At 40.7% G+C, this 22,083-nt stretch carries 21 protein-coding genes; all 21 read left to right on the top strand.

Annotation, left to right across the window (positions count from 1 at the left end; genetic code table 11):
* Positions 1-16 precede the first annotated feature (16 nt).
* Positions 17-1,015, top strand: coding sequence for a rod shape-determining protein (gene mreB, locus EUBREC_RS12515; protein ID WP_012743544.1), 999 nt, complete (start codon positions 17-19; stop codon positions 1,013-1,015).
* Between the two features lie 119 nt (positions 1,016-1,134).
* Entirely contained in the window at positions 1,135-1,887 is a 753-nt protein-coding gene (locus EUBREC_RS12510) for a ComF family protein (protein ID WP_022293039.1), read from the top strand.
* A 14-nt stretch (positions 1,888-1,901) separates the two neighbouring features.
* Positions 1,902-2,306 (top strand): hypothetical protein, encoded by a 405-nt coding sequence (locus EUBREC_RS12505; protein WP_015517210.1) that lies wholly within the window; start codon positions 1,902-1,904, stop codon positions 2,304-2,306.
* An 18-nt stretch (positions 2,307-2,324) separates the two neighbouring features.
* Positions 2,325-2,735, top strand: coding sequence for a hypothetical protein (locus EUBREC_RS12500; RefSeq protein WP_012743541.1), 411 nt, complete (start codon positions 2,325-2,327; stop codon positions 2,733-2,735).
* A gap of 9 nt (positions 2,736-2,744) precedes the next feature.
* Complete coding sequence (locus tag EUBREC_RS12495) at positions 2,745-3,782, top strand: hypothetical protein (RefSeq protein ID WP_012743540.1); 1,038 nt, start codon at positions 2,745-2,747, stop codon at positions 3,780-3,782.
* A 29-nt stretch (positions 3,783-3,811) separates the two neighbouring features.
* Positions 3,812-4,717, top strand: coding sequence for a diadenylate cyclase CdaA (cdaA, locus tag EUBREC_RS12490; RefSeq protein ID WP_012743539.1), 906 nt, complete (start codon positions 3,812-3,814; stop codon positions 4,715-4,717).
* Complete coding sequence (locus EUBREC_RS12485) at positions 4,683-6,116, top strand: CdaR family protein (RefSeq protein WP_012743538.1); 1,434 nt, start codon at positions 4,683-4,685, stop codon at positions 6,114-6,116. Before cdaA ends, EUBREC_RS12485 begins: the two co-directional genes overlap by 35 nt.
* A 30-nt stretch (positions 6,117-6,146) precedes the next feature.
* Positions 6,147-6,413: an HPr family phosphocarrier protein gene (locus EUBREC_RS12480; protein ID WP_012743537.1), complete on the top strand. Its 267-nt coding sequence runs from the start codon at positions 6,147-6,149 to the stop codon at positions 6,411-6,413.
* Positions 6,414-6,447: 34 nt separating this feature from the next.
* Entirely contained in the window at positions 6,448-7,443 is a 996-nt protein-coding gene (locus tag EUBREC_RS12475) for a glycosyltransferase family 2 protein (RefSeq protein ID WP_012743536.1), read from the top strand.
* A 72-nt stretch (positions 7,444-7,515) separates the two neighbouring features.
* Complete coding sequence (locus EUBREC_RS12470) at positions 7,516-8,688, top strand: glycosyltransferase family 2 protein (RefSeq protein ID WP_012743535.1); 1,173 nt, start codon at positions 7,516-7,518, stop codon at positions 8,686-8,688.
* Positions 8,689-8,690: 2 nt separating this feature from the next.
* A complete protein-coding gene (locus EUBREC_RS12465; protein ID WP_049757241.1) occupies positions 8,691-9,770 on the top strand; it encodes a glycosyltransferase family 2 protein in 1,080 nt (359 codons plus the stop codon).
* A gap of 56 nt (positions 9,771-9,826) precedes the next feature.
* Positions 9,827-11,959, top strand: coding sequence for a L,D-transpeptidase (locus EUBREC_RS12460; RefSeq protein WP_080515344.1), 2,133 nt, complete (start codon positions 9,827-9,829; stop codon positions 11,957-11,959).
* A gap of 5 nt (positions 11,960-11,964) precedes the next feature.
* The gene (locus tag EUBREC_RS12455) at positions 11,965-13,044 is read left to right on the top strand and encodes an LCP family protein (protein ID WP_041254201.1); all 1,080 of its coding nucleotides are present in this window, start codon (positions 11,965-11,967) and stop codon (positions 13,042-13,044) included.
* A gap of 64 nt (positions 13,045-13,108) precedes the next feature.
* Positions 13,109-13,657, top strand: a complete 549-nt coding sequence (locus EUBREC_RS16715; RefSeq protein ID WP_012743531.1) for a VanZ family protein — start codon at positions 13,109-13,111, stop codon at positions 13,655-13,657.
* A gap of 32 nt (positions 13,658-13,689) precedes the next feature.
* Positions 13,690-15,057, top strand: a complete 1,368-nt coding sequence (glmM, locus tag EUBREC_RS12445; RefSeq protein ID WP_012743530.1) for a phosphoglucosamine mutase — start codon at positions 13,690-13,692, stop codon at positions 15,055-15,057.
* 298 nt (positions 15,058-15,355) lie between these two features.
* Positions 15,356-16,159, top strand: a complete 804-nt coding sequence (locus EUBREC_RS12440; protein WP_012743529.1) for an SH3 domain-containing protein — start codon at positions 15,356-15,358, stop codon at positions 16,157-16,159.
* Positions 16,160-16,164: 5 nt separating this feature from the next.
* Positions 16,165-17,265: a glycosyltransferase family 4 protein gene (locus EUBREC_RS12435; protein ID WP_012743528.1), complete on the top strand. Its 1,101-nt coding sequence runs from the start codon at positions 16,165-16,167 to the stop codon at positions 17,263-17,265.
* Positions 17,262-18,128, top strand: a complete 867-nt coding sequence (locus tag EUBREC_RS12430) for a glycosyltransferase family 2 protein (protein ID WP_012743527.1) — start codon at positions 17,262-17,264, stop codon at positions 18,126-18,128. Before EUBREC_RS12435 ends, EUBREC_RS12430 begins: the two co-directional genes overlap by 4 nt.
* Entirely contained in the window at positions 18,083-19,396 is a 1,314-nt protein-coding gene (locus tag EUBREC_RS12425) for a hypothetical protein (protein ID WP_012743526.1), read from the top strand. The genes EUBREC_RS12430 and EUBREC_RS12425 overlap by 46 nt, the downstream gene beginning before the upstream one ends.
* Positions 19,393-21,306 carry an ABC transporter ATP-binding protein gene (locus EUBREC_RS18035; protein ID WP_012743525.1) on the top strand — a complete coding sequence of 638 codons (1,914 nt, stop codon included), beginning with the start codon at positions 19,393-19,395 and terminating at the stop codon, positions 21,304-21,306. The genes EUBREC_RS12425 and EUBREC_RS18035 overlap by 4 nt, the downstream gene beginning before the upstream one ends.
* Positions 21,299-22,081 carry an ABC transporter permease gene (locus EUBREC_RS12415; RefSeq protein WP_012743524.1) on the top strand — a complete coding sequence of 261 codons (783 nt, stop codon included), beginning with the start codon at positions 21,299-21,301 and terminating at the stop codon, positions 22,079-22,081. Before EUBREC_RS18035 ends, EUBREC_RS12415 begins: the two co-directional genes overlap by 8 nt.
* The last annotated feature ends 2 nt before the right edge of the window (positions 22,082-22,083 follow it).

The raw sequence follows: 22,083 nt of genomic DNA, 5'->3' as shown, positions 1-22,083 counted from the left end.
GAAAGGGGCTATTAAAATGGTCGGATCAGATATCGGAATCGATTTAGGAACAGCAAGTATACTTGTTTATATAAAAGGAAAGGGTGTTGTGTTAAAGGAGCCTTCAGTAGTAGCCTTTGACAGGGACACCAACAAGATTAAGGCAATCGGAGAGGAAGCACGCCTCATGCTCGGAAGGACACCGGGTAATATCGTTGCAGTCAGACCGCTGCGTCAGGGTGTTATCTCAGATTATACAGTTACAGAGAAGATGATCAAGCACTTCATCCAGAAGGCGCTTGGTAAGAAAAGCTTCAGAAAGCCGCTCGTGAGCGTATGTGTGCCAAGTGGTGTTACAGAGGTTGAGAAGAAGGCCGTTGAGGATGCTACATTTGCAGCAGGAGCCAGAGATGTTAAGATTATCGAGGAGCCAATCGCAGCTGCAATCGGTGCAGGTATTGATATTTCAAAGCCATGCGGAAATATGATAGTAGATATCGGAGGCGGTACATCAGATATAGCAGTTATCTCACTCGGTGGTTCGGTAGTCAGCACATCTATCAAGATAGCCGGAGATGATTTTGATGAGGCAATTGTCAGATACATGAGAAAGAAGCATAACCTTCTCATCGGAGAGAGAACAGCTGAGGATATCAAAATCAAGATTGGTACATGCTACCCTCTCCCACAGCCGGAGACAATTGAGGTAAGAGGAAGAAACCTTGTAACAGGACTTCCAAGGACTATTACAGTCAGCTCAGAGGAGACAGAGGAAGCACTTCGTGAGGCAACTCTTCAGATAGTTGAGGCAGTGCACTCAGTGCTTGAAAAGACTCCACCGGAGCTTGCAGCCGATGTCGCAGACAGAGGAATCGTGCTTACAGGAGGCGGTTCGCTGCTCAGAGGTCTTGAGGAGCTTATCGAGGAAAAGACCGGCATCAATACAATGACTGCAGAGCAGCCTATGACATGTGTTGCTATCGGTACAGGAAAGTATGTAGAGTTCCTTGCAGGCAAGAGAGATGAAGAATTCTAGAATATACGTTTTATAACAGGCAGCCGTGAGGGCGATGATATGTCCCTGCATTGCAGGAATGTATTGTCGCTTTTTTGTTAATATTGTTACAAATGGGGATATTACAGTCAGGGGGATTAGTGAACAAAATAAAGGATATTGGGAGAGGCGTAATCAATCTGGTATTTCCACCGCGCTGTCCGGTATGTGATGGTATAATTGGTCCGGTTGAGAGATATATACACAGCAGATGCTGTGAAAAGCTCTTTCCGGTTGAGCAGCCGCAGTGTATGCGCTGCGGGAAGCCGGTTTTGTCTGAGCGAAGAGAGTATTGTGACGACTGTGCACGGGCACTAGAGCATCACAGGCAGATGCGGGAAGATGACAGCTACAGGCAGGGCAAGGCGCTTTTTGCATACAAGGGCAGCATAAAGCAGACCATGTACAGGTTCAAGTATTCAAACAGACGTGAGTATGCGGCTTATTTTGCACAGACAGCAGTGGAAAGATATTCGGACTGGATACTAAGATGTGGGATAGATGTTATTATTCCGGTGCCGATGCACCGTAAAAAAATGCGCCAGAGAGGCTACAATCAGGCAGAGTGTTTTGCAAAGGCATTGTCTGAAAAAACAGGCATAAGGATGGTAAAAGGGCTTGTGCGCAGAGTGAAAAATACCAGTCCACTCAAGACAATGGGGTATGTTGAACGCAGAAATTGTCTCGAGGGGGCTTTTCAAGTGGCGGATAGTATTGTACAATATGACCAAATACTAATAGTAGATGATATATATACTACAGGCAGTACGGCGGAGTCGATTGGGCACGAGATAGCAAAGAAATGTCCTGGCCGTGTATATGTGCTGTGTATTTGCATAGGACAGGGAAGTTAGGAGGGTTTTATCAGATGAGAATATCTAATTGCAAGGGCTGTGGCAGAATATTTAATGTACTGTCAGATGAGCAGTACTGCCCGAACTGCCAGAAAAAAATGGATGAGAAATTTGATATAGTAAAGAGATTTGTTGAGGATAATCCAAATGTGCCGGTTGAGACAGTGGCCAAGGAGACGGATACATCCATGAAGCAGATAAATAGGTGGATACGTGAGGAAAGGCTTTCGTTTTCACCGGATTCATCATATGGTATACCATGCGAGAACTGTGGCAGGATGATACGTACAGGCAGATTTTGTGATGAGTGCAAGACTAAGCTCACAAACACACTACGCAGTGCCCTTGACACACCAAAGAGCCAGGATAGGCAGCTGTGGCAGCAGGATGACAAAAACCGTATGAGATATATCAAGTAACAGGTAAGAGGATGATTTATGATAAACGAAGAAAAAGTAAGGGAACTGTTTAATATTGCTCTATGTGACAGCAAAAGCGATGACAGCCGTGTGCAGAAGCAGTCCGCAAGCTATTACGGATGGGACTATATATGGAAAGAGGGCTTAAAAAGCTTCTTTACAGGTACATTCGCATTTGCAGGGCTTGTTGTGATGTGGGTTGCTGTCAATGCAGCAGAGCTTTTGGATAGAATCAATAAGCTTGATTTTAAGGCAATGGGTGTCACAATAGGCATACTGTATATTGCATTTATGGCGGTTTACATTTTTGTCACAATTGTGGTGTATACTGCAAGATATAAGGCCGGCAGAAGAGAAGTGCGCAAATACGCAAATCACCTGAAGGCAGTGGGCAGAATATATTCCCGTGAGGAAAAGATTAAGCGTTAGGGAGGCTTTATGAACAAGTTACTGGAAATTAAGGATAAGGCAGTCAAATTTTGCGGTGAGTATGAGCACTTTATACTTCCGGTTGTGAGATTTGCCGTTGCATTTATCGCATTTATAACAATAGATTTGAATATCGGATATATGGCGAAAATCAGCTCGATGCTTGTGGCACTGCTTTTAGCGCTTGTGTGTGCACTGCTTCCGGTGAATGCAATACTTTGGATTGCTTCGATTATGATACTTTTAGATATGTATGCGCTGTCTATAGAGGTTTTTGCTATCACATTTGTACTTTTTTTAGTACTGTATTTTGTCTATTTTCGTTTTGCACCGAAGGATGGCATGCTTGTGATACTTACACCTATATGCTTTCAGCTTCACATACCATCTGTTGTGCCGGTTGCAGCAGGTCTTTTAAGAAGAGCTTATTCGGTTGTTGCAATAATATGTGGCACACTGCTGTACTATTTCCTTGACGGAATCAGACAGAATGCATCAGCGCTTGCAGAGGTGGTAGATAAAAAGGGGCAGAGCACTACAAAACTCAATGTGACAATGGGACAGCTTCTTGACAACAAAGAGATGTTTATAGTTATGGCAATCTTTGTTATCACCACACTGGTGGTGTATCAGGTCAGACGATTGAAAATCAACAATTCATGGACTGTTGCTACCATAGCAGGAGGACTCGTACAGTTGGTTGCACTTGTTGTTGCTTATCTGGTGCTCGGACTGCCGGAGAAGATAATCTGGCTTGTGCTCAGCACTGTAGCAGCTATTTTTGCAGGTGTTGTCATACAGTTTATATTTATGAATCTTGACTATGCACGTACAGAAAATGTACAGTTTGAGGATGATGAATATTATTATTACGTCAAGGCAGTTCCAAAGAAGATGATTGCCAAGGAGGAAAAGGTTGTAAAGCACTTTGGCAATACAGGAAGCCTTGGAAAGAAGATTCAGAGACATAATCAGGAAAATATCAGCAAAGAGGCTATTGCAAAAGATCTCGAAATAGACGAAAATATATTTGAGGATGACAAATAGTTACATAGTATAAGAGAAAGGAGGGCGCTATGGATAATGTGAGTGGTGTATTGATACGCTTCAAGGATCAGTTCCTTACATTCACAAATGTGCCGGGCATCAAAATCGGTGTGATAGACATTATAGAGATACTTATTATTTCAGTGCTCTTCTATCATATACTTTTGTGGATAAAGACCACGAGGGCATGGAATCTGTTCAAGGGCCTTATTATCATACTGTTGTTTGTGCTTGTTGCAGCATTGTTCCAGATGGATACAATACTGTGGCTTGCTGAGAAACTCTTTAATATAGGTCTCGTGGCACTTGTTGTTATTTTTCAGCCTGAGCTTCGAAATGCCTTGGAGAATATTGGTGGAAAGACCTTTTTGGGTGATTTCTTCAATACCGGCAGGGGCGAGATTGAGAAATTCTCTGACAAGACAATTGATGAGCTGGTGCGTGCATGCTTTGCGATGGGCAGAGTAAAGACAGGAGCGCTAATAGTCATGGAGGATGAGATAAATCTGGGAGAGTATATCAGAACAGGAATAGATGTGGATGCCATACTTACAAGTCAGCTCCTCATCAATATTTTTGAGAAAAATACACCGCTTCATGACGGAGCGGTTATCGTGCGTGGCAACCGTGTGGTGTCAGCTACATGTTACCTTCCGCTATCAGACAGCCTGTCACTCTCGAAGGATTTGGGAACCAGACACCGTGCAGCGGTCGGAGTCAGCGAGGTAAGTGATTCGCTTACTATCATAGTTTCAGAGGAGACAGGATCAGTTTCTACAGCATACAAGGGGCAGATTGAGCACGATATAGATGCCGATCATCTACGCACACAGCTTAAGCTTCTGCAGAACAGACATAGGGAGCCGGGTAAATTTGAATTAATTAAAAGGAGGTTTAAGAATGGGAAAGAAGCTTCTAAAAACCTTCACAAATAATATAGGCTTTAAAATACTTGCGATAGCATTTGCATTTATACTCTGGCTTGTGGTCTACAATCTCAATGACCCGGTCAAGACAAAGACATTTACCACAACAGTCACCGTCACAGGCCGTGATTCGGTTGTTGACAAGGGGCTATGGCCTACCATCAAGGATTCGGAAAAGACCATCAGCTTTTCGGTATCAGGCAAGAGAAGCTATCTGAACGAGCTTGATGATTCCGATTTTTACGCAAATGTCGACCTTGCAAATATTATAGTAGATAAGGATGATACGAATAAGGCAAGCGTAAAGGTAGATATTGGATGCACCAAGTACAGACATTCGATTACCTTCAACGGTGGAGACCATATGCTCCCGCTTTCGGTTGAAAAATATATGCAGAAGCAGTTTGAGGTAAAGGTATCATTGGATGGAAGTCTCTCAGGTGCGAAAGCACTGGGAAACAAGCCACAGGCAAATCCAAAGGTAGTAAAGATCGGAGGTCCTGAGTCCATTGTTTCAACTATAGCATCGGCCAATGTAAATATAAAGGTCGATGACAATACCATAATATCAGATAATCAGATAACTGATCGCGGTGATCTCACTCTGATTGATGATAATGGCGATGAGATAGATATATCAAAGCTTGATGTGGACAGCCAGTATCAGTCTATAGCAGTGACAGTTGATGTCCTAAGTACCAAGGAGGTGCCTATCAAGTGTACTACGACAGGCTCACCGGCAGGAGGAAAGAGCGTGCTCGGAGTAGAACTATCAGAGGAGTCTGTAATGCTCAAAGGTAATGCAGAAGCATTGAACAATATCACATCTATAGATGTGGGACCAATTGATATATCGGGCGCAACAGACGATATAAGTACATCTGTTGACCTGACAGGATATCTGCCGGATGGAGTTTTTATAGTGAACTCATCCAAGGCAAAGCTCAGTATAGATATAAAGATTGAAACAAATGCGACTTCAACCATGACGCTGAACAGTTCCAATATCACATATGACGGACTGGAAGAGGGATATACGATTACATTTGTAACAGATAAGAGCAGTGTCATAGTAAGCGGCACCAAGTCTGATATAGATACACTTTCGGGAACTACACTGAAGGGTAAAATTGATGTGACAGGCCTTGGTACAGGTACACATACAGTGACGGTAAAGCCAAATCTGGATGAGACCAAGTACACATGGGGCGAGATAAAGGTTCAGATAGTTATCGGAAGGGAAGGTGACGGAGGCGGCACAACGGGAACTGATGGTACAGGAACAGCCTCGGGCTCAACAACAGGCGGTACAACATCAGGCGACACCGGCACAGGCGGTTCATCGTCATCGGGCAGCACATCGTCAGGAAACACCGGAAATAACGGCTCTGACAGTTCATCACATTGATAGATATATAACCGAAAAGAGGTAATAAAAGTGGTAGCACAAAAAATAATAATCAAGAATCCTACCGGATTACATTTACGTCCGGCCGGCAATCTCTGCAAAGAGGCAATGAAATTTAAATCAAAGGTAACATTTATATATGACGAGAAAAATGTAGCTAATGCAAAGAGTGTACTTTCAGTGCTTGGAGCATGCATAAAGTCAGGCGATGAGATAGAGCTTATCTGCAATGGCGAGGATGAGAGTGAGGCACTTGAACACCTTATACAGTACATCAAGGATGGACTCGGAGAGTAGTACACAAGGAAACAGTATACATGGAGAAACATATATGGAGAAGCTTTTAACCATAGTCGTTCCGGCTTACAATGTTGAAAAGTATATAAAGAACTGTCTTGACTCGTTTATAGATTTGTCTGTGCTCAGAAGTCTGGAGATACTCATAGTGGATGATGGTTCCACAGATTCCACAGCCAGCCTGGCACATACCTACGAGCAGAAATATCCATACAGCTTCAAGGTGCTCTCTAAGGAGAACGGAGGCCATGGATCTACCATCAACTATGCGATACCGCGTGCAACAGGAAAGTATTTCAAGGTGGTGGATGGTGATGACTGGCTGGACAAGAGCCTTTTGCCACAATTTGTACAGCTTTTGAAGCACACGCACTCGGATGTCATATCCAATGACTTCAACCTGGTGGATGATAAGACAAAGAAGGTCACAAAGCGCAGAAAGGCAGTGTCCAACTCTTATCACTACAACAGGGAGTGGGGCTTTGCTGAGGCAGTCATGGACCCGCTGATCACTATACATTCCATGACCATCCGTACTGATGTATTGCAGAAGAATGATATTCGTGTGGATGAGCACTGCTTCTACGAGGACCAGGAGTATATACTCTACCCTATACCATACTGTACAAGTATCACGTTTTCACCTCTGCCGCTGTATCAGTACAGACTTGGAAGGAGTGGTCAGAGCGTGGACATAAAGATGATGATCAAGCGTCATGACCAGCACCTTAAGGTGCTTGATGCACTGTTTGAGTACAACAACGTGCATGGCAATCTGCAGACCTACAAGAAGCAGTACCTTGAGCGCGGCATAGCCGAGGCAGTCGATGATGAGTACCAGATATTTCTGGCAAAGGGCAATGATACAAGGAACGTTGAGCAGATGAAGAAGTTTGACGAGATGCTGCGTGAGGAGCACCCGGGAGTGTACCAGGCGTGCAGCAGGAAGAGCGTCTGGATGCTTAGAAAAACAGGTTTTAAGATATTTCCGATGGCAGCATGGGTCTATAGCAGACTGCGTGGTAATTAATTTTATGAATAGGCGTTAATGAGTATGCAATACTCTTTTTAATAATAGTAATCAGGACGGATAGAACAGTTAATGAGTAAAATATTATCAATCATAATACCAACATATAATGCAGAAAAGTTTCTGAATAAGGGGCTGTCGTCATTTCTGGTATGCAGGGATACAGATGCACAGACAGCACAGCACAACTGTAAAATGGCAACGGAGGGCCGCTTTGAGGAAATAGATATTGACAAGGCTATACTCGATAAGCTTGAGGTGATAGTCGTAAATGACGGCACACCTGACAAAAGTGTTGAAGTGGCGCAGAAATTTGTGGACTGGTATCCGGATACCTTTGTCATAGTAAATAAAACAAATGGTGGACACGGTTCTGCAATCAACACAGGCGTGGAGCATGTGAGAGGAAAGTATTTAAAGGTGGTCGATGCAGATGACTGGGTAGATACGCTTGCGCTAAAGAAGTTAATTACCACATTGCAGGTATTAGAGGCAGCACAGGAAAAGCAGGATACGCGTGTCATGGATGCTATGTTGATGAGCTATACTACCTACGATCTGCAGAAAGCAGCCAAAGGAGATATACCTTACGAGGAGCATCTTGTTGTTCCGGGAACAAAGCATGATAAGAGTGTGGATATTCAAAATCTGGGAGGACCATATTCATCACAGGTGATAGCAAAACACTTTGATGATGTATACTGGGGACTTACATTTCACGGCATATTATATAACACTGCATTTTACAGAGGGCTTGCACATAAATTGGCAGAGGGCATTTTCTATGAGGATCAGGAATATGCTGCAGTGCCGATGGCATATGCTGATACCATATATGTATATGATGAGCAGCTATATCAGTATAGGATAGGCGATGTAAGCCAGAGCATATCTATGGAAAGCTCGCTTAAGAGGCTGTCTCACTATGAGACGGTCATCAGAACATTGATTGCTGAAGGGGGTAATTCAGAAGAATTTGCACCGGGAGGTAAGCAAATATGGGGCATAAAGACTGCAAAGTTCATAGATGATTACTATCAGCTGTGTCTTATAAAAAATCCGGACAAAAAGATGCTGAGAGATAGGATGGAGAAATTTACATCTGAGATAAAGTCGGCAGACGGATATATATATGGTCTGATAGAAAAGAACTACAAGGTTTTTAGGATGTTAAATAAGCTTCATATGAATGAAAAAGTCTATCAGAAGGTGTTTATACCAATGGTGCACTTAATCAGAAAATAATCATGAAAGAAACCAGAGAAGAGATGGAAACGAAAGTATTATCAATAATTGTACCCACATACAAAGCAGAACAGTTCCTTGACAAGGGCTTGAGCAGCTTTATACTTGACGATGGGCTTATGGACAAGCTCGAGGTAATTGTGGTGGACGACGGAACACCTGATAATAGTGTTGAAGTGGCTAAAAAGTATATTAGTAGATATCCGGGAACATTTAGGGTACTTAGTAAGAAAAATGGAGGACATGGTTCTGCCATAAATGCCGGTATACAGGTAGCGGAGGGAAAATACTTTCAGGTGGTAGATGCGGATGATTGGGTAGATACGGACATATTGTCAGACACAGTGGAAATGCTTGAAAAAAATGATGCAGATGCGTTTATACATGCACATCGCACATATGATATAAGCACGGAGCAGATAGAACATAAGCATGTGCGGTGTCCGGATGAGTCTAAACAATACAATCTTGAGCAGATGATGAGCTTTTGGGATGATATATACTGGGGCCTTACATTCCATGGAGTATTATACAATACAGAGTTCTACAGACGGCTTGGATACAGCCTTATAGAGGGAGTATACTATGAGGATCAGGAGTATTCGACTATACCGCTTGCATTTGCACAAAAGATTAGGATATATGATGGAGAACTATATGTTTATCGTATAGGAGATGTCAATCAGAGTGTCAGTACCAAAAGCCTTATAAAACGTCTGCCGGATTTGGAACAGGTGATAATCCGTCTGGCACAGGGATGCAGCCTGAAGGAAAAATTCGCAGCGGGCGGTGAGCGATATTGGCTTAAAAAGCTCACAAAGTGTGTCACAGACTACTATCATGTGGCTCTTATAATCAATTCTGATAAGAGAGCAGGCCGGAAAAGAGTGAAAGAACTGAATAGAAAGCTGCGTGGAGAGTATCCATGGCTGTATGATATGTGCCATGCGAAATACATGATATTTGATGTGTGCAGTCATTTGCATATGAGCGAGCATATGTATACAGTGACTATAGGCAGTCTTACTGAGCTTCGCAGCAGGATGAAGCGTGCGAATAAATTGCCACTTGAGTGTGTATAAATAAAGTGGTACAATAATTTGCTGTGAGAAATAATATAGTAGAGAAGAGGATGAATATGAAAGAGATAAAAGTAAAGCTTCTTGTTATATTTACCTTGGTGCTGACAACATTAGGGCTTGCAGGCTGTGGCAAGAAGGATTATAAGACCTTTCCGGATAAGTACACGCTTTCATCAGTGGATGTAGGAGGCATGACAGCGAAAGAAGCAAAGAAAGCTATCAAGAAGGCAATAGATAAATACCAGATTAAAGTAAAGCTTGATGATGCAGAGTTTGAAATGAATGCAGAGGATCTCGGACTTGAGTATAATGAAAAGGCGGATATGCAGACTCTCATCAATGCAGCAAATAGAAATAAAGTGCCGGATAAGCAGGTCAAACTGTTTAACATGAAAAAGGGTGATGAAATGCAAAATGCACTCGTTGATTCATATATCACAGCCATGACAGAGGCACAGACAGATAGTACTTCTAATACAGATAATGATACTGATGATACAAAGCAGGCAGATAAATCAGATGCTGAAATATTTGACATAAAGACAGTAGTGCCTTATCGTGCTACCATCACCTATAATGCTGATGCAGGTCAGTTTGAAGGAGTGGATGGAGTATCAGGAGACGCTCCGATATATGATAAAGCAGCTACCAAACTTTCAAGTGCTGTAAAGGAAATGAAGAAGAAAGCAGAGCTTGAATCATCTACAGGCTACGTAGAAGGCGAAAAGGCAGCGGATAGTGATGCAGTCAAGAAAGCACTCAAGGAAGCTGATGCATACCTTGATGTCACGGTAACATGCAACTTTAATCCGGCTACAGGTGAGCCTGCTACGGAGACTGTAGCTAAAGAACAGATAGCACAGTGGCTTATAGTGGGTAATGATGGTCTTACAGTATCGCTGGATGGTGAAAATATGGCTACATATTGTACACAGCTGGCGCAAAAGCATGATGTTTCAAAGAAGAAAACAGGTAAGTTTAAGACTACAAGTGGAGATACAATAGATGTACCGGTAGCATCATCTGGTCAGACCGTAGATGGAAATAAGCTTTATGAATCAATTTATGAAGCTATAGATGGAAAAAAATCAACAACGGTCGAGGCTGTATATAGTGAGGCAAAGGTTGAAGAGACAGGTGAATTTGTCACATATGGTGGCAACTACTGTGAGGTTGATTTGACAAATCAGATGGTATATGTATACAAGGATGGCAAGCAGGTAGTGTCAAGCCAGTGTGTTACCGGCTGTATAGCAAAAGGACATGGTACACCTACAGGAGTATACTCCATATTCTCAATGGACAAGGATAGATACTTAAGGGGAGATGGATACAAGTCGTGGGTAAATTTCTTTGTTCCGTTTAACGGAGGTATAGGTTTTCATGATGCTTCGTGGAGGAGCACATTTGGAGGTAATATATACCTGTACAGCGGAAGTCATGGATGTATTAATATGCCATATTCTGAGGTGAAAAAGCTGTTTGCTAATGTGTCAATGGGCGAGACCGTTATAGTATATGGTGGAGCAACGTCAGTTGATGGCAAAGAACAGTCATTTACAGGACAGGATGCTTACAGTGTGACAGAGGGGGATGCCAGCTTTAATCTTGGAGTGACAGCACAGGATAATGCCAAGCTCACATATGTCAGTGACAATGAGTGGGTGGCGAAAGTTGATGAGAGTGGAAATGTGACACCTGTTGGAGTAGGAACAGCCACCATTACAGTAAAGTCTGAGGCAACAGCAGGCTATAGGGCAGGAACCAAGACCATTACTGTCACAGTTAATGCTAAAGCTCAGCCACAGGTACAGCCACAAAAGCCGGCGCAGCAACAGCCGCAAAAGCCGGCGCAGCAGCAACAACCACAAAAACCGGCAGCAAAGAAAGATGCTTCTGTCAATGTGAGTGAGTCAGACGTATCATTGGAGATAAATGGTACAAAGAAGATAAACATATCAGTAAGCAGTGATACAGGTGCAACAGTAGAGGTGGAATCAGGAGATGCCTCAGTAGCAACACTTGACAGCAATGGTAACATTGTTGCAAAGAATGAGGGACAGGTGACGTACAAAGTATACACCAAGGCCACAGGAAGCTATAATGCAAGCAATGTATCATATGTTACAATCAAAGTTTCAAAACCGGCAGAACCGGATGATAGCGGAGCAGATGCGGACAGAGAATAGTGCAGATGAAAAGGAAAAGGAACGTAATCACAGCAATAGTATTTATAATGTTCATAGCACTTATAGTGCTCATAGTTGCGATATTGATAAAGATAACTGTGGGTACGGGGGACAAAAAAGGCTTAGGTACTGTGAAAGTTGGCACTGAGAATGTCACAAAACAGGATAATAGTGAGGAACAGAAAGATGATGAGACGTTGACCGGTGGCGCGGAGGACTTCGCGATCTTTGGCGTGGATAGTCGTTCGAATCAGCTTGGAAAAGGGACCAGATCAGATTCTATCATGGTAGTCAGGGTGGATCATGATGCTAAGACGGTCAGGATACTCTCTGTATTCAGAGATACAATGATGAATATAGAGGGACATGGCTATCAGAAAGTTACACATGCACATGCATTTGGCGGTCCGGAGCTTGCTGTAGATACACTAAACAAGAATTTGGATCTTGATATCAAACATTATGTTACTTTGAATTTTAACTCAGTTGGCGATATAGTGGATGAGATTGGCGGAATAAGTCAGGATCTTGATGCATCAGAGGTCAATGTTATCAACGAATATATAGATGAAATCAATGGGGTCAGAGGAACTAAATCGGAACACATAACAGAGCCCGGCACATATACACTTGATGGTACACAAACAGTCGCATTTACGAGAATCCGCTACACAACAGGTGGTGACTATAAGAGAACTGAGAGACAGAGGACAGTATTATTTAAGGTATTTGAGGCGGCAAAGAAACTGGACACTGCTGAAAAGGTCAAATTCATATCAGATATGGTAGGTAGTATTAATACAGACTATGATGCTAACGATGCCCTGACCATATTCAAGAACCTTTCAGAGTACAATATAAGCGATACAACAGCATATCCGCAGGTGTTTTATGGTGGCAAAGTTGACGGGGCCTGGGTAGAGGTGCCTTGCACTCTTGCGGATATGGCAAAGGGAGTACATCAATTCCTATATGGTGAGGCAGACTATACACCCAGTGATGTAGTGGATGAGTACAGCAATGCACTCTCTGAAAAAGTAAGCGAGCCAAACAATGATTTTACAAATACTGATTTTGAGGATTGATTAATTGAGTATCCGAAATTATAAATTAGGTGTAGTATCTCTATATTTATGATATAATATAATTATGGAAAAAATAGAACACTACATTAATATAATCAAAATGCATAATAGACCATGGTCAGATTTTGAGAAAAGTGTTTTTATGATTATTCTTTGTCTGACCGTGGTTTTTTGTATATATGGAATTATTAAGAAAAAATTGAAATTGTATCAGGCTATAGCTATTATATGCTATGTGGTTTGTATATGCTTTTTATATGCTACTACGCTATTTACGCGGGCACCTTTCGGAAGTCACGAGTTCAGGTGCAGGCTGGGACTTGATTTAAGGCTCTTTTTAGCAGGAGTACAAAGTGAGTGGGATCAGGTTATACTGAATATTATATTGTTTATGCCGTTTGGTTTACTTTGGCCGGTCATCAGAAGAAATAAATGCAGCATATGCGAGGTGATTTTTATAGGACTTGTACTTTCACTGTCAGTAGAAATCGCGCAGTACATTACGATGCGTGGAGTGATGGATGTGGAGGATGTTATTACCAACGTGATGGGGGCTTTTTTAGGAGGAGTTATTGCAAAAACCTCTACACAAATTTATTCGAAAAGTGTATAATGAAATAAAAATAAATTCACAAGGGGACGACAATGGGAAAATATTTTGGAACAGACGGCTTCCGTGGAGAGGCTAATGTCAATTTAACAGCAGAGCATGCATATCAGATTGGCAGATTTTTAGGCTGGTATTACGGAGAACTCAAGAAAAAGAAGCAGCTCGACGAACCGGCAAAGATAGTAATAGGTAAGGATACAAGACGTTCAAGCTACATGTTTGAGTACTCCCTTGTATCAGGACTTACAGCATCGGGAGCGGATGCATATCTATTACACGTTACCACAACTCCATCAGTGGCATATGTAGCCAGAACCGATGATTTTGACTGTGGTATCATGATTTCAGCAAGCCACAATCCATACTATGACAATGGAATCAAGCTTATCAACAGCAATGGAGAGAAGATGGATGAGGAGACAATTCTCCTTGTTGAGGACTATATAGATGGTAAACTCCGCCTGTTTGGTCAGGAGTGGAAGGAGTTGCCTTATGCACATAAGGATGCAATCGGATGTACAGTGGATTATGTGGCAGGCCGTAACCGTTACATGGGATACCTCATATCGCTTGGTGTCTACTCATTCAAGGGCATGAAGGTAGGTCTTGACTGCGCTAACGGAAGCTCATGGAATATGGCAAAGTCTATTTTTGAGGCACTAGGAGCAAAGTGCTATGTCATCAACAATGAACCAAACGGTCTAAACATCAACAATAATGCAGGCTCTACACATATCGAGGGCTTACAGAAATACGTGGTGGACAATGGTCTTGATGTAGGCTTTGCATACGATGGAGATGCAGACAGATGTCTCTGCGTAGATGAGCTTGGAAATGTAATCACAGGAGACCATATCCTCTACATCTATGGAAAGTACATGAAAGAGAGAGGAAAGCTCGATAACAATACAGTTGTCACAACAGTTATGTCCAACTTCGGACTCTATAAGGCCCTTGATGAGCTTGGAATCGGCTATGCAAAGACTGCAGTAGGTGATAAATATGTATACGAGTACATGCAGCAGAACGGCTGCCGCATCGGCGGAGAGCAGTCAGGACATATCATCTTCTCTAAGTATGCATCAACAGGTGATGGTATCCTGACCAGCCTTAAGATGATGGAGGTCATGATGGCGAGAAAACAGAAGATGAGCCAGCTTTGTGAGGGGCTTAGCATCTACCCACAGGTACTTCAGAATGTGCGAGTGTCTGACAAGGCTGAGGCACTTGCCAATCCGGAGGTTCAGGCGGCTGTCGATCAGGTTACTGCAGAGCTCGGCGATACAGGACGTATTCTGGTGCGCGAGTCGGGTACAGAGCCTGTTATCCGTGTTATGGTTGAAGCAGAGAGTGAGGAAATCTGTCAGAAATATGTGGATATGGTAGTTGAAAAATTAAAATAGTCAGGTAAAACAAATTATAATCATGATTATGACAATAGGCAGAAGCATGAACACCCACAGATTATGTATTTATTTAGTCTGTGGGTGTATTTAATTGGCATAGTTAATGTAATTATATGCTTGTAGTATTTATTATGCACAAAAAAGTGGCAAAAAATGTTGAAAAATATGAAAAACGTTGAAAAAATCGGGGGGGGGTAGACTTTTTTGTAGATATGATGTATCATTTTTAATATATAAACGTAAAAGAATTTCTATGCAACAATAAGTAATTGGTAAGGTTGATAGAGAGGTGTAAATGAATAAAAAATGTTTTTTTCTGTTACATATGCTTGGAATTGCGCTTATAGCAGGAGCATGTGGAGCCGTAGAGGATACAACTGAGACAGCTACTGAGTATATTTCAAAGGGATATTCTGTTGAATCAGGAGCTGCCGGAACACAGCAGACAGAGGCAGAGGAAGCTTTTAGCTTTTCAAATAAAGTGCTTGGAAATTTGACAGAGAAGTCGGTTAAATTAATAAAAAACACAGTAGTTTACGTTAAGCCGGATAAGAACTCAGCACAGTTGGGAACTTTAGAAAAGGGAACCAAAGTAAAAGCTGTTGGAAAAACTGAAAAAGATGAATGGCTAATGGTTAATTACAACGGAAGGGTTGCATACATAAAATCTAATAGTATTGACGGAGATGAACTCTCTTCTGTAGAAGAAGCAGTTGAAGAAGATAGCGATTCAAGAGGACATGGTAGTACCGCCAATGGCAATAACTCGGATACAAATAGTGGTGGGACAGGCAATACCGTAAAAAAACCTTCAAATACAAATAATGGAAATGCAGGAAATACAGGAGGAACAGGCAGTAGTTCCGGAAATGGGACAATAACACCATCAGAGCCTTCTAATGGTTCAGATGATAGCAATAGTGGAGGAAATACAAGTGAGACTGAAAAACCTTCACAGCCGTCAACGGAGCCGGTTACCCCTATAACACCATCAGAGCCGGATACCTCTGTTACACCAACAGAGCCGGACAATCCGGTTACTCCACCGACAGAGTCTGATAATTCCTCGGAGGGTGAAGAGTCGTTAGATGGAGAATAGCTATAATGAAAAAATCACTTATAATCACAACGATAGGTGGGTTTGTGTCCAGATTTGAGATGGATGATGTTCACATCATGCAGCAGCTTGGTTTTGAAGTACATTACGCATCAAATTTTGAAAATAGGATATATGAGTTTGATAAGAAGGAATACATCGATAATGGGATCAGGCTTCATCAGGTTGAAATAGATAAGAATCCTTATAATATCGTGGCTTTAAACAGAAGCCTTAAGGATATAATAAGAATTATAAAAGAAGAAAAAATAGAGCTTATACATTGTCATACACCGGTAGGCGGAGTCCTTGGCCGATTGGCAGGAAAGAAAACAGGTTGCAAGGTGATTTACACTGCACATGGATTTCATTTTTATACAGGAGCACCTGTTAAGAACTGGCTCATATATTATCCGGTAGAGAAAGTTCTGGCAAAATATACAGATTGTCTGATTACAATAAATCAAGCAGATTTTGAAATGGCAAAGAAAATGCATGTAAAAGACTACGCACGAATCCCGGGAGTGGGAATTGATCTTAGGAAATTTACGCCTCGGGAAGGTTATAAGCGGGATGATAATTGTTTCAGAATAGTTTCAGTAGGTGAGCTTAATCGAAATAAGAATCATAGAGTAGTTATAAAAGCTATTAAGCAATTGAATGATAAACATATTCAATATTACATATATGGAAAGGGCAAAGCAAAAGAGGAACTGGAAAATCTGATTACTGAAAATCAATTAGAGAACCAGGTTCATTTGTGCGGATATGTTAATGACACACGTGAAGTACTTAAAGATGCAGATTGCTTTGTTTTCCCTTCGGTAAGGGAGGGACTTGGAATGGCGGCTCTTGAAGCTATGGCATGTGGAGTACCCCTTATAGTAGGTGACAACAGAGGAACAAGAGAATATGTCAATCACGGCGACAATGCATTTGCATGTGACCCTGATGATACAGATAGCTTTGCATATTATATCAAAAAGATAAAAGATAATCCTGATTTAACTGAAATTATGGTTGAAAAGGGAATAAAAAAGGTACAATGGTTTTCTAAAGAGCGCACTAACCTGATAATGAATCAGGTGTATAGGGAAATTGGTTTATGAGTAAATATGATGTGTCTATATCGGTGATAATGGGTGTGTACAATCAAAATGATGAGAAAGTCCTGAGAGAAGCTGTTGACTCTATACTTAATCAGACCTTTAAGGATTTTGAATTCATAATATATGATGATGGATCACAGCCGGATGCCGCTTTAATCTTAGAAAAAATCAAAAAAATAGATCCAAGAATAGTATTAATCGGGCAGGAAAAGAATCATGGGCTTGCATTTTCACTTAATGCGTGTATAGAGCAGGCAAGAGGCAAGTATATAGCCAGGATGGATGCCGATGATATATCAGATCCAAACAGATTGAAAGTGCAGTACGATTTCCTAGAAAAGAATCCACAGTATAGCTGGTGTGGATGTAATGCAAGACTTCTGGATGAAAATGGAATATGGGGAACAAGAGAAATGCCGGAGGCACCGGCAGAGAAAGATTACCTGAAGTATTCACCATATATACATCCTACCGTTATGTACAGAGCTTCTCTATTTGAAGAAACTGATGGATATAAGGTATCTGAAGAAACATTATTGTGTGAGGACTATGAGATATTTATGAGACTCAGGCAGATGGGAAAAAGAGGATACAATATACAGGAAACACTTTTTACATATCGCGAGGATAGTGATTCATATAGAAGACGTGATTTTAAACGCGGTATAAATGAGGCAAAGGTCAGATTTGAGAACTTTAATAAGCTCCATGTTCTGTTTCCGACCGGATGGGTATATGTGTTCAGACCGATTATAGCATGTCTGGTACCCAGAGAAATGATTTACATATTAAAAAGAATGAAAACACGAAAGAAACCATGGAAGAAAGAATTAGAGAGCGAATTGATTATTACAGGCAAATAATAAATAGCAGGTCTATATACAGAGATGCTTTTCAGAAACAAAAAGAGAATAGCCTGTATAATACAGCAATGATACCTGTAATGATAGAGTTTGTGATATGGGTTATCGGGCAGACTCAACAGCAAGGCATAAAAAGACTGTATTTCCTGTCAAGAGATGGCTATCAGATGTTTTTGGTGGCTAAAGACTTGTGTCGAAAAATGAATATAGATATAGAGATACGATATCTTAATGTGTCGAGGTATTCTATGAGAGTGCCGGAGTATGCCATGCTGGGCGAAAAGTGCCTGGATAGAATCTTTATAGGCGGAATAGATGTGACATTTAGACATATCATGAAGCGTGCAGCGTTGACGGATGAAGAAATCCATGATGTGGCAAAAGAATGTGAGATGGACAATGAGCTTGATAGAATGTTAAACTATCAGGAAATCATGATTTTAAAAAGTAAATTTGCAGATAATCGTAAACTTCTTGCTTACATACAAAGGCACTCAAAGATAGCATATCCTAATGCTATTGGATATTTAAGGCAGGAAGGGTTATTAGATGATATAAAGTATGGTCTGGTTGACAGCGGATGGGTTGGAACTTTACAGCAGACAATCAGGCATCTGACACAAAAGGACAGGATAGACGGATTTTACTTTGGACTATATGAAATACCGAAGGAGGAAGCTTCGGATATGTATCATGGTTTCTACTTTAATCCGAAAACAGGACTGGATAGAAAATCTTATTTTAGCAATTGCTTGTTTGAAGCTGTATTTACATCTCCGGAGGGGATGACTATTGGATACAGTAAAGAAGCTGATAGATATATCCCACAGATGGATATGGAGCAGAATCCAAATAAGGAGATAATACAGGATAACGTAAGACAGTTATTGAATTATTTGAATCAAATAAATATCTATGATAAGCAAAGTGATGTTCGGTTTGTGGAAAAGCTTTTGAAACCGCTTATGGCACATCCGACAAAAACTGAAGTGGAAGAGTTCGGAGATCTGCTGTTTTCGGATGATGTGTTGGAAGGAAATCTGAAAAAGGTAGCAGCAGAGCTGAGTCATGAGGAAATAGTAAATCAGAGGTTTATACCTAAAATGCTTATAATGCTTGGCATATCAAAAAAAGAAATCCATGAAAGTGCGTGGATAGAGGGAAGTATTGTGCGCTTGGGGGAAAGTGTGGATAGAAGCCTGCGTTCAGCAGAGCAATATAAGAAATTTGTATATATAAGAAAAAGAATTCAAATGAGGATGAGATGAGAAAGATAGTATTAAACAAGATAGTATACGCAGTTGCAGTTATGTGCATGGTAATCACAATATTATATTGTCCTACAGATGTTTATGCTGCAACGGGGAGTGTTACATTTGGTTCAGAGAGTTACGAGGCACGGGATAATTCACAATTTCAGGTAGGTGTATATCTGAAAACAAAATCAAAAATGGGATCTTATCATGTTGAAGTGGAATATGATAAATCACGGATGGAGTATACCGGAGGTGCTGAATCGGAATCAAACGGTGTGATAACTCTCGAGGGAATTGGAGTGTCAGATCAGATAAAATATATGCTTTCATTCAAAACGATAAGTGGTGGTGATGCCTACATAAAGGTAAAGAACGCATATATATATACCTCCGATGCCAATAGTACAGAACAGTTTGACATGACTGAACTGGATGAGGCAGGAATCACAATAGAAGGAGAGGATACAGGCACACCACGAACAGAAGAACCGACGGAATATGTTGGACCATTCGAGACCGATATTCCACATCTTGAACCTTCAATTAAACTTAATGATACAGATTATTATGTTGTTGACTCGAATCAGTATGTTCCTGAGAGTGTTAGCTGGAAATATGTGCTTGTTCCTGGAAAGCTTGGGAATATGGATGTGACGTTTTATTCAAATGAAGCACAAGATATATTTTTCCTTTCGTTAGTGGATTCTAACGGTGAGACACATTTATATAGTTACAGTAACTCGCAGAAACAGTTGTATGAGTGCAATTTCTATAATACAGGTAATACTATTTATTATTATACATCTCCATATGCCAGCGATAGCTGGCCGGAAGGCTTGACAGAAGATGTTATCAAAAAGCAGAATATATGCTATGCCCTTAGAAGTGATGGAGAGAGTGGCTTTTATAAGGTTGAAGCAGACAAGCTTACACTGTGGAATGTAGATGAAAATATTGCAGACGCAAAGCCGATGACCGGAAAATTGATATTCATAATGATAATTGCAATTATTACGGGATTGGCACTCATTGTGTTAGTTTATTTTTGGGGGCGTGAAGTTGGCAGAGCAAGACGCAAAAAGAAAAATTCTAAGAAGAAAAGGGTCATTGTAAGTAATGATATAAAGCAGATCAAGAATGATGATGTAGAGAAGACAGAGAATCACTTGAATGAAAAAGGCGAGGAACCTATAATATCAGTTCAGGATGTAACTATGAAGTTTAAAATTTCTAACAGTAGTGCTTCAGGAATGAAGGATTTCCTTATTCAGAAATTAAAGCATCAGATAAATTATCGTGAGCTGTATGCTTTGGATCATGTTAGTTTTGATGTATATAAGGGCGAGGTTGTTGGTATAATCGGAACAAATGGTTCGGGAAAGAGTACGATGCTCAGGATAGTATCAGGTGCTCTTAATCCATCAGGTGGTAAAGTAGTGGTTGATAGAAGAAAAGTTCAGCTTCTTACACTTGGAACCGGATTTGATATGGAGCTTACTGCTAGAGAAAATATATATCTCAATGGTGCAATCATTGGATACAGTAAAAAATTTATAGATGAGCATTTTGATGAAATTATAGATTTTGCAGAATTGCAGGATTTCGTAGATGAGAAAGTGAAGAATTTCTCAAGTGGTATGGTCAGCAGACTTGGATTTGCAATAGCAACAGCAGGAGATGCGGCTGAAATCCTTATACTGGATGAGGTGCTTTCTGTAGGAGATGAATTTTTCAGAAAGAAGAGTCTTGCACGAGTTAAGGAAATGATACATGGAGGCTCAACTGTACTGATGGTAAGTCATGGCATGGGAACAATTCTTGATAACTGTTCAAAGGTTGTATGGATAGAGAAAGGAAAGCTTCAGATGGTAGGAGATCCGAAGACCGTTTGTGCAGCATATAGGAAACAGCAAAATGTATAGAAGATCATTAAAAGAATATATAAGTGAATATAAGTTTGCATTATGGGAGCTTACAAAACGTGAGCTTAAACGTAAATACGCCAGAAGCTATATGGGAATACTATGGAGTATTTTCTATCCTTTGTTAAGAATGATACTTGTAGTGTTTATGTTTTCGCTTGTATTTAATAAAGGAATAGATAAATATCCGGCATATTATTTTGCTGGGTTTTTATTATTTGAATGTTTTAGTACAGCAACTATGACTTCATTAACATGCTTAAAAGATAATAGAGATTTTTTATTTAAGACAAAACTCCCAAGAGAGCTGTTAGTGCTGTCAAGAGTTTTAACAGCGTTTATAAACACTATGCTTGGATTTATTCCTTTTATATTTGTGCTGATATTATATAGAGCAAAAATTACAGTATATATTTTGTTTATTCCAGTAATATTTGTACTTTTTCTTTTATTTATTGCTGGAGCCTCGTACGCATTATCAATAATATACGTAGTGTTTCCGGACATAAGAGATATACATGCTCATGTGGTATTTATACTTCGATTTTTAGTGGCAATGTTTTATTCTATCGATTGGGTGTCCGAAGGCATACAGAATTTTATAAAGCATAATCCAGTATATGCTTTTATTAAGCTTACTCGTGATTGCATAGTTTATGGAACAAAACCAGGAAGTTTTTTTGTCGCAGAAGTTTTTATTTGGAGTTTAGGCATGTATTTATTTGGAAAAATACTATTTAAACTTTGCGTAAACAGGATAATGGAAAGGTTGTAATA

This window comes from Agathobacter rectalis ATCC 33656 (assembly GCF_000020605.1).
In the GTDB taxonomy this organism is placed as follows: Bacteria; Bacillota; Clostridia; order Lachnospirales; family Lachnospiraceae; genus Roseburia; species Roseburia rectalis.
This window is presented reverse-complemented; position numbering and strand designations above follow the sequence as displayed.

What these genes read in the sequence shown, in the direction of transcription:
- mreB (WP_012743544.1), top strand. Translation starts at nt 17, where the DNA reads ATGGTCGGATCAGATATCGGAATCGATTTAGGAACAGCAAGTATACTT.
- EUBREC_RS12505 (WP_015517210.1), top strand. Translation starts at nt 1,902, where the DNA reads ATGAGAATATCTAATTGCAAGGGCTGTGGCAGAATATTTAATGTACTG.
- EUBREC_RS12500 (WP_012743541.1), top strand. Translation starts at nt 2,325, where the DNA reads ATGATAAACGAAGAAAAAGTAAGGGAACTGTTTAATATTGCTCTATGT.
- EUBREC_RS12495 (WP_012743540.1), top strand. Translation starts at nt 2,745, where the DNA reads ATGAACAAGTTACTGGAAATTAAGGATAAGGCAGTCAAATTTTGCGGT.
- cdaA (WP_012743539.1), top strand. Translation starts at nt 3,812, where the DNA reads ATGGATAATGTGAGTGGTGTATTGATACGCTTCAAGGATCAGTTCCTT.
- EUBREC_RS12485 (WP_012743538.1), top strand. Translation starts at nt 4,683, where the DNA reads ATGGGAAAGAAGCTTCTAAAAACCTTCACAAATAATATAGGCTTTAAA.
- EUBREC_RS12475 (WP_012743536.1), top strand. Translation starts at nt 6,448, where the DNA reads ATGGAGAAGCTTTTAACCATAGTCGTTCCGGCTTACAATGTTGAAAAG.
- EUBREC_RS12470 (WP_012743535.1), top strand. Translation starts at nt 7,516, where the DNA reads ATGAGTAAAATATTATCAATCATAATACCAACATATAATGCAGAAAAG.
- EUBREC_RS12465 (WP_049757241.1), top strand. Translation starts at nt 8,691, where the DNA reads ATGAAAGAAACCAGAGAAGAGATGGAAACGAAAGTATTATCAATAATT.
- EUBREC_RS12460 (WP_080515344.1), top strand. Translation starts at nt 9,827, where the DNA reads ATGAAAGAGATAAAAGTAAAGCTTCTTGTTATATTTACCTTGGTGCTG.
- EUBREC_RS12455 (WP_041254201.1), top strand. Translation starts at nt 11,965, where the DNA reads ATGAAAAGGAAAAGGAACGTAATCACAGCAATAGTATTTATAATGTTC.
- EUBREC_RS16715 (WP_012743531.1), top strand. Translation starts at nt 13,109, where the DNA reads ATGGAAAAAATAGAACACTACATTAATATAATCAAAATGCATAATAGA.
- glmM (WP_012743530.1), top strand. Translation starts at nt 13,690, where the DNA reads ATGGGAAAATATTTTGGAACAGACGGCTTCCGTGGAGAGGCTAATGTC.
- EUBREC_RS12440 (WP_012743529.1), top strand. Translation starts at nt 15,356, where the DNA reads ATGAATAAAAAATGTTTTTTTCTGTTACATATGCTTGGAATTGCGCTT.
- EUBREC_RS12435 (WP_012743528.1), top strand. Translation starts at nt 16,165, where the DNA reads ATGAAAAAATCACTTATAATCACAACGATAGGTGGGTTTGTGTCCAGA.
- EUBREC_RS12430 (WP_012743527.1), top strand. Translation starts at nt 17,262, where the DNA reads ATGAGTAAATATGATGTGTCTATATCGGTGATAATGGGTGTGTACAAT.
- EUBREC_RS12425 (WP_012743526.1), top strand. Translation starts at nt 18,083, where the DNA reads ATGGAAGAAAGAATTAGAGAGCGAATTGATTATTACAGGCAAATAATA.
- EUBREC_RS18035 (WP_012743525.1), top strand. Translation starts at nt 19,393, where the DNA reads ATGAGAAAGATAGTATTAAACAAGATAGTATACGCAGTTGCAGTTATG.
- EUBREC_RS12415 (WP_012743524.1), top strand. Translation starts at nt 21,299, where the DNA reads ATGTATAGAAGATCATTAAAAGAATATATAAGTGAATATAAGTTTGCA.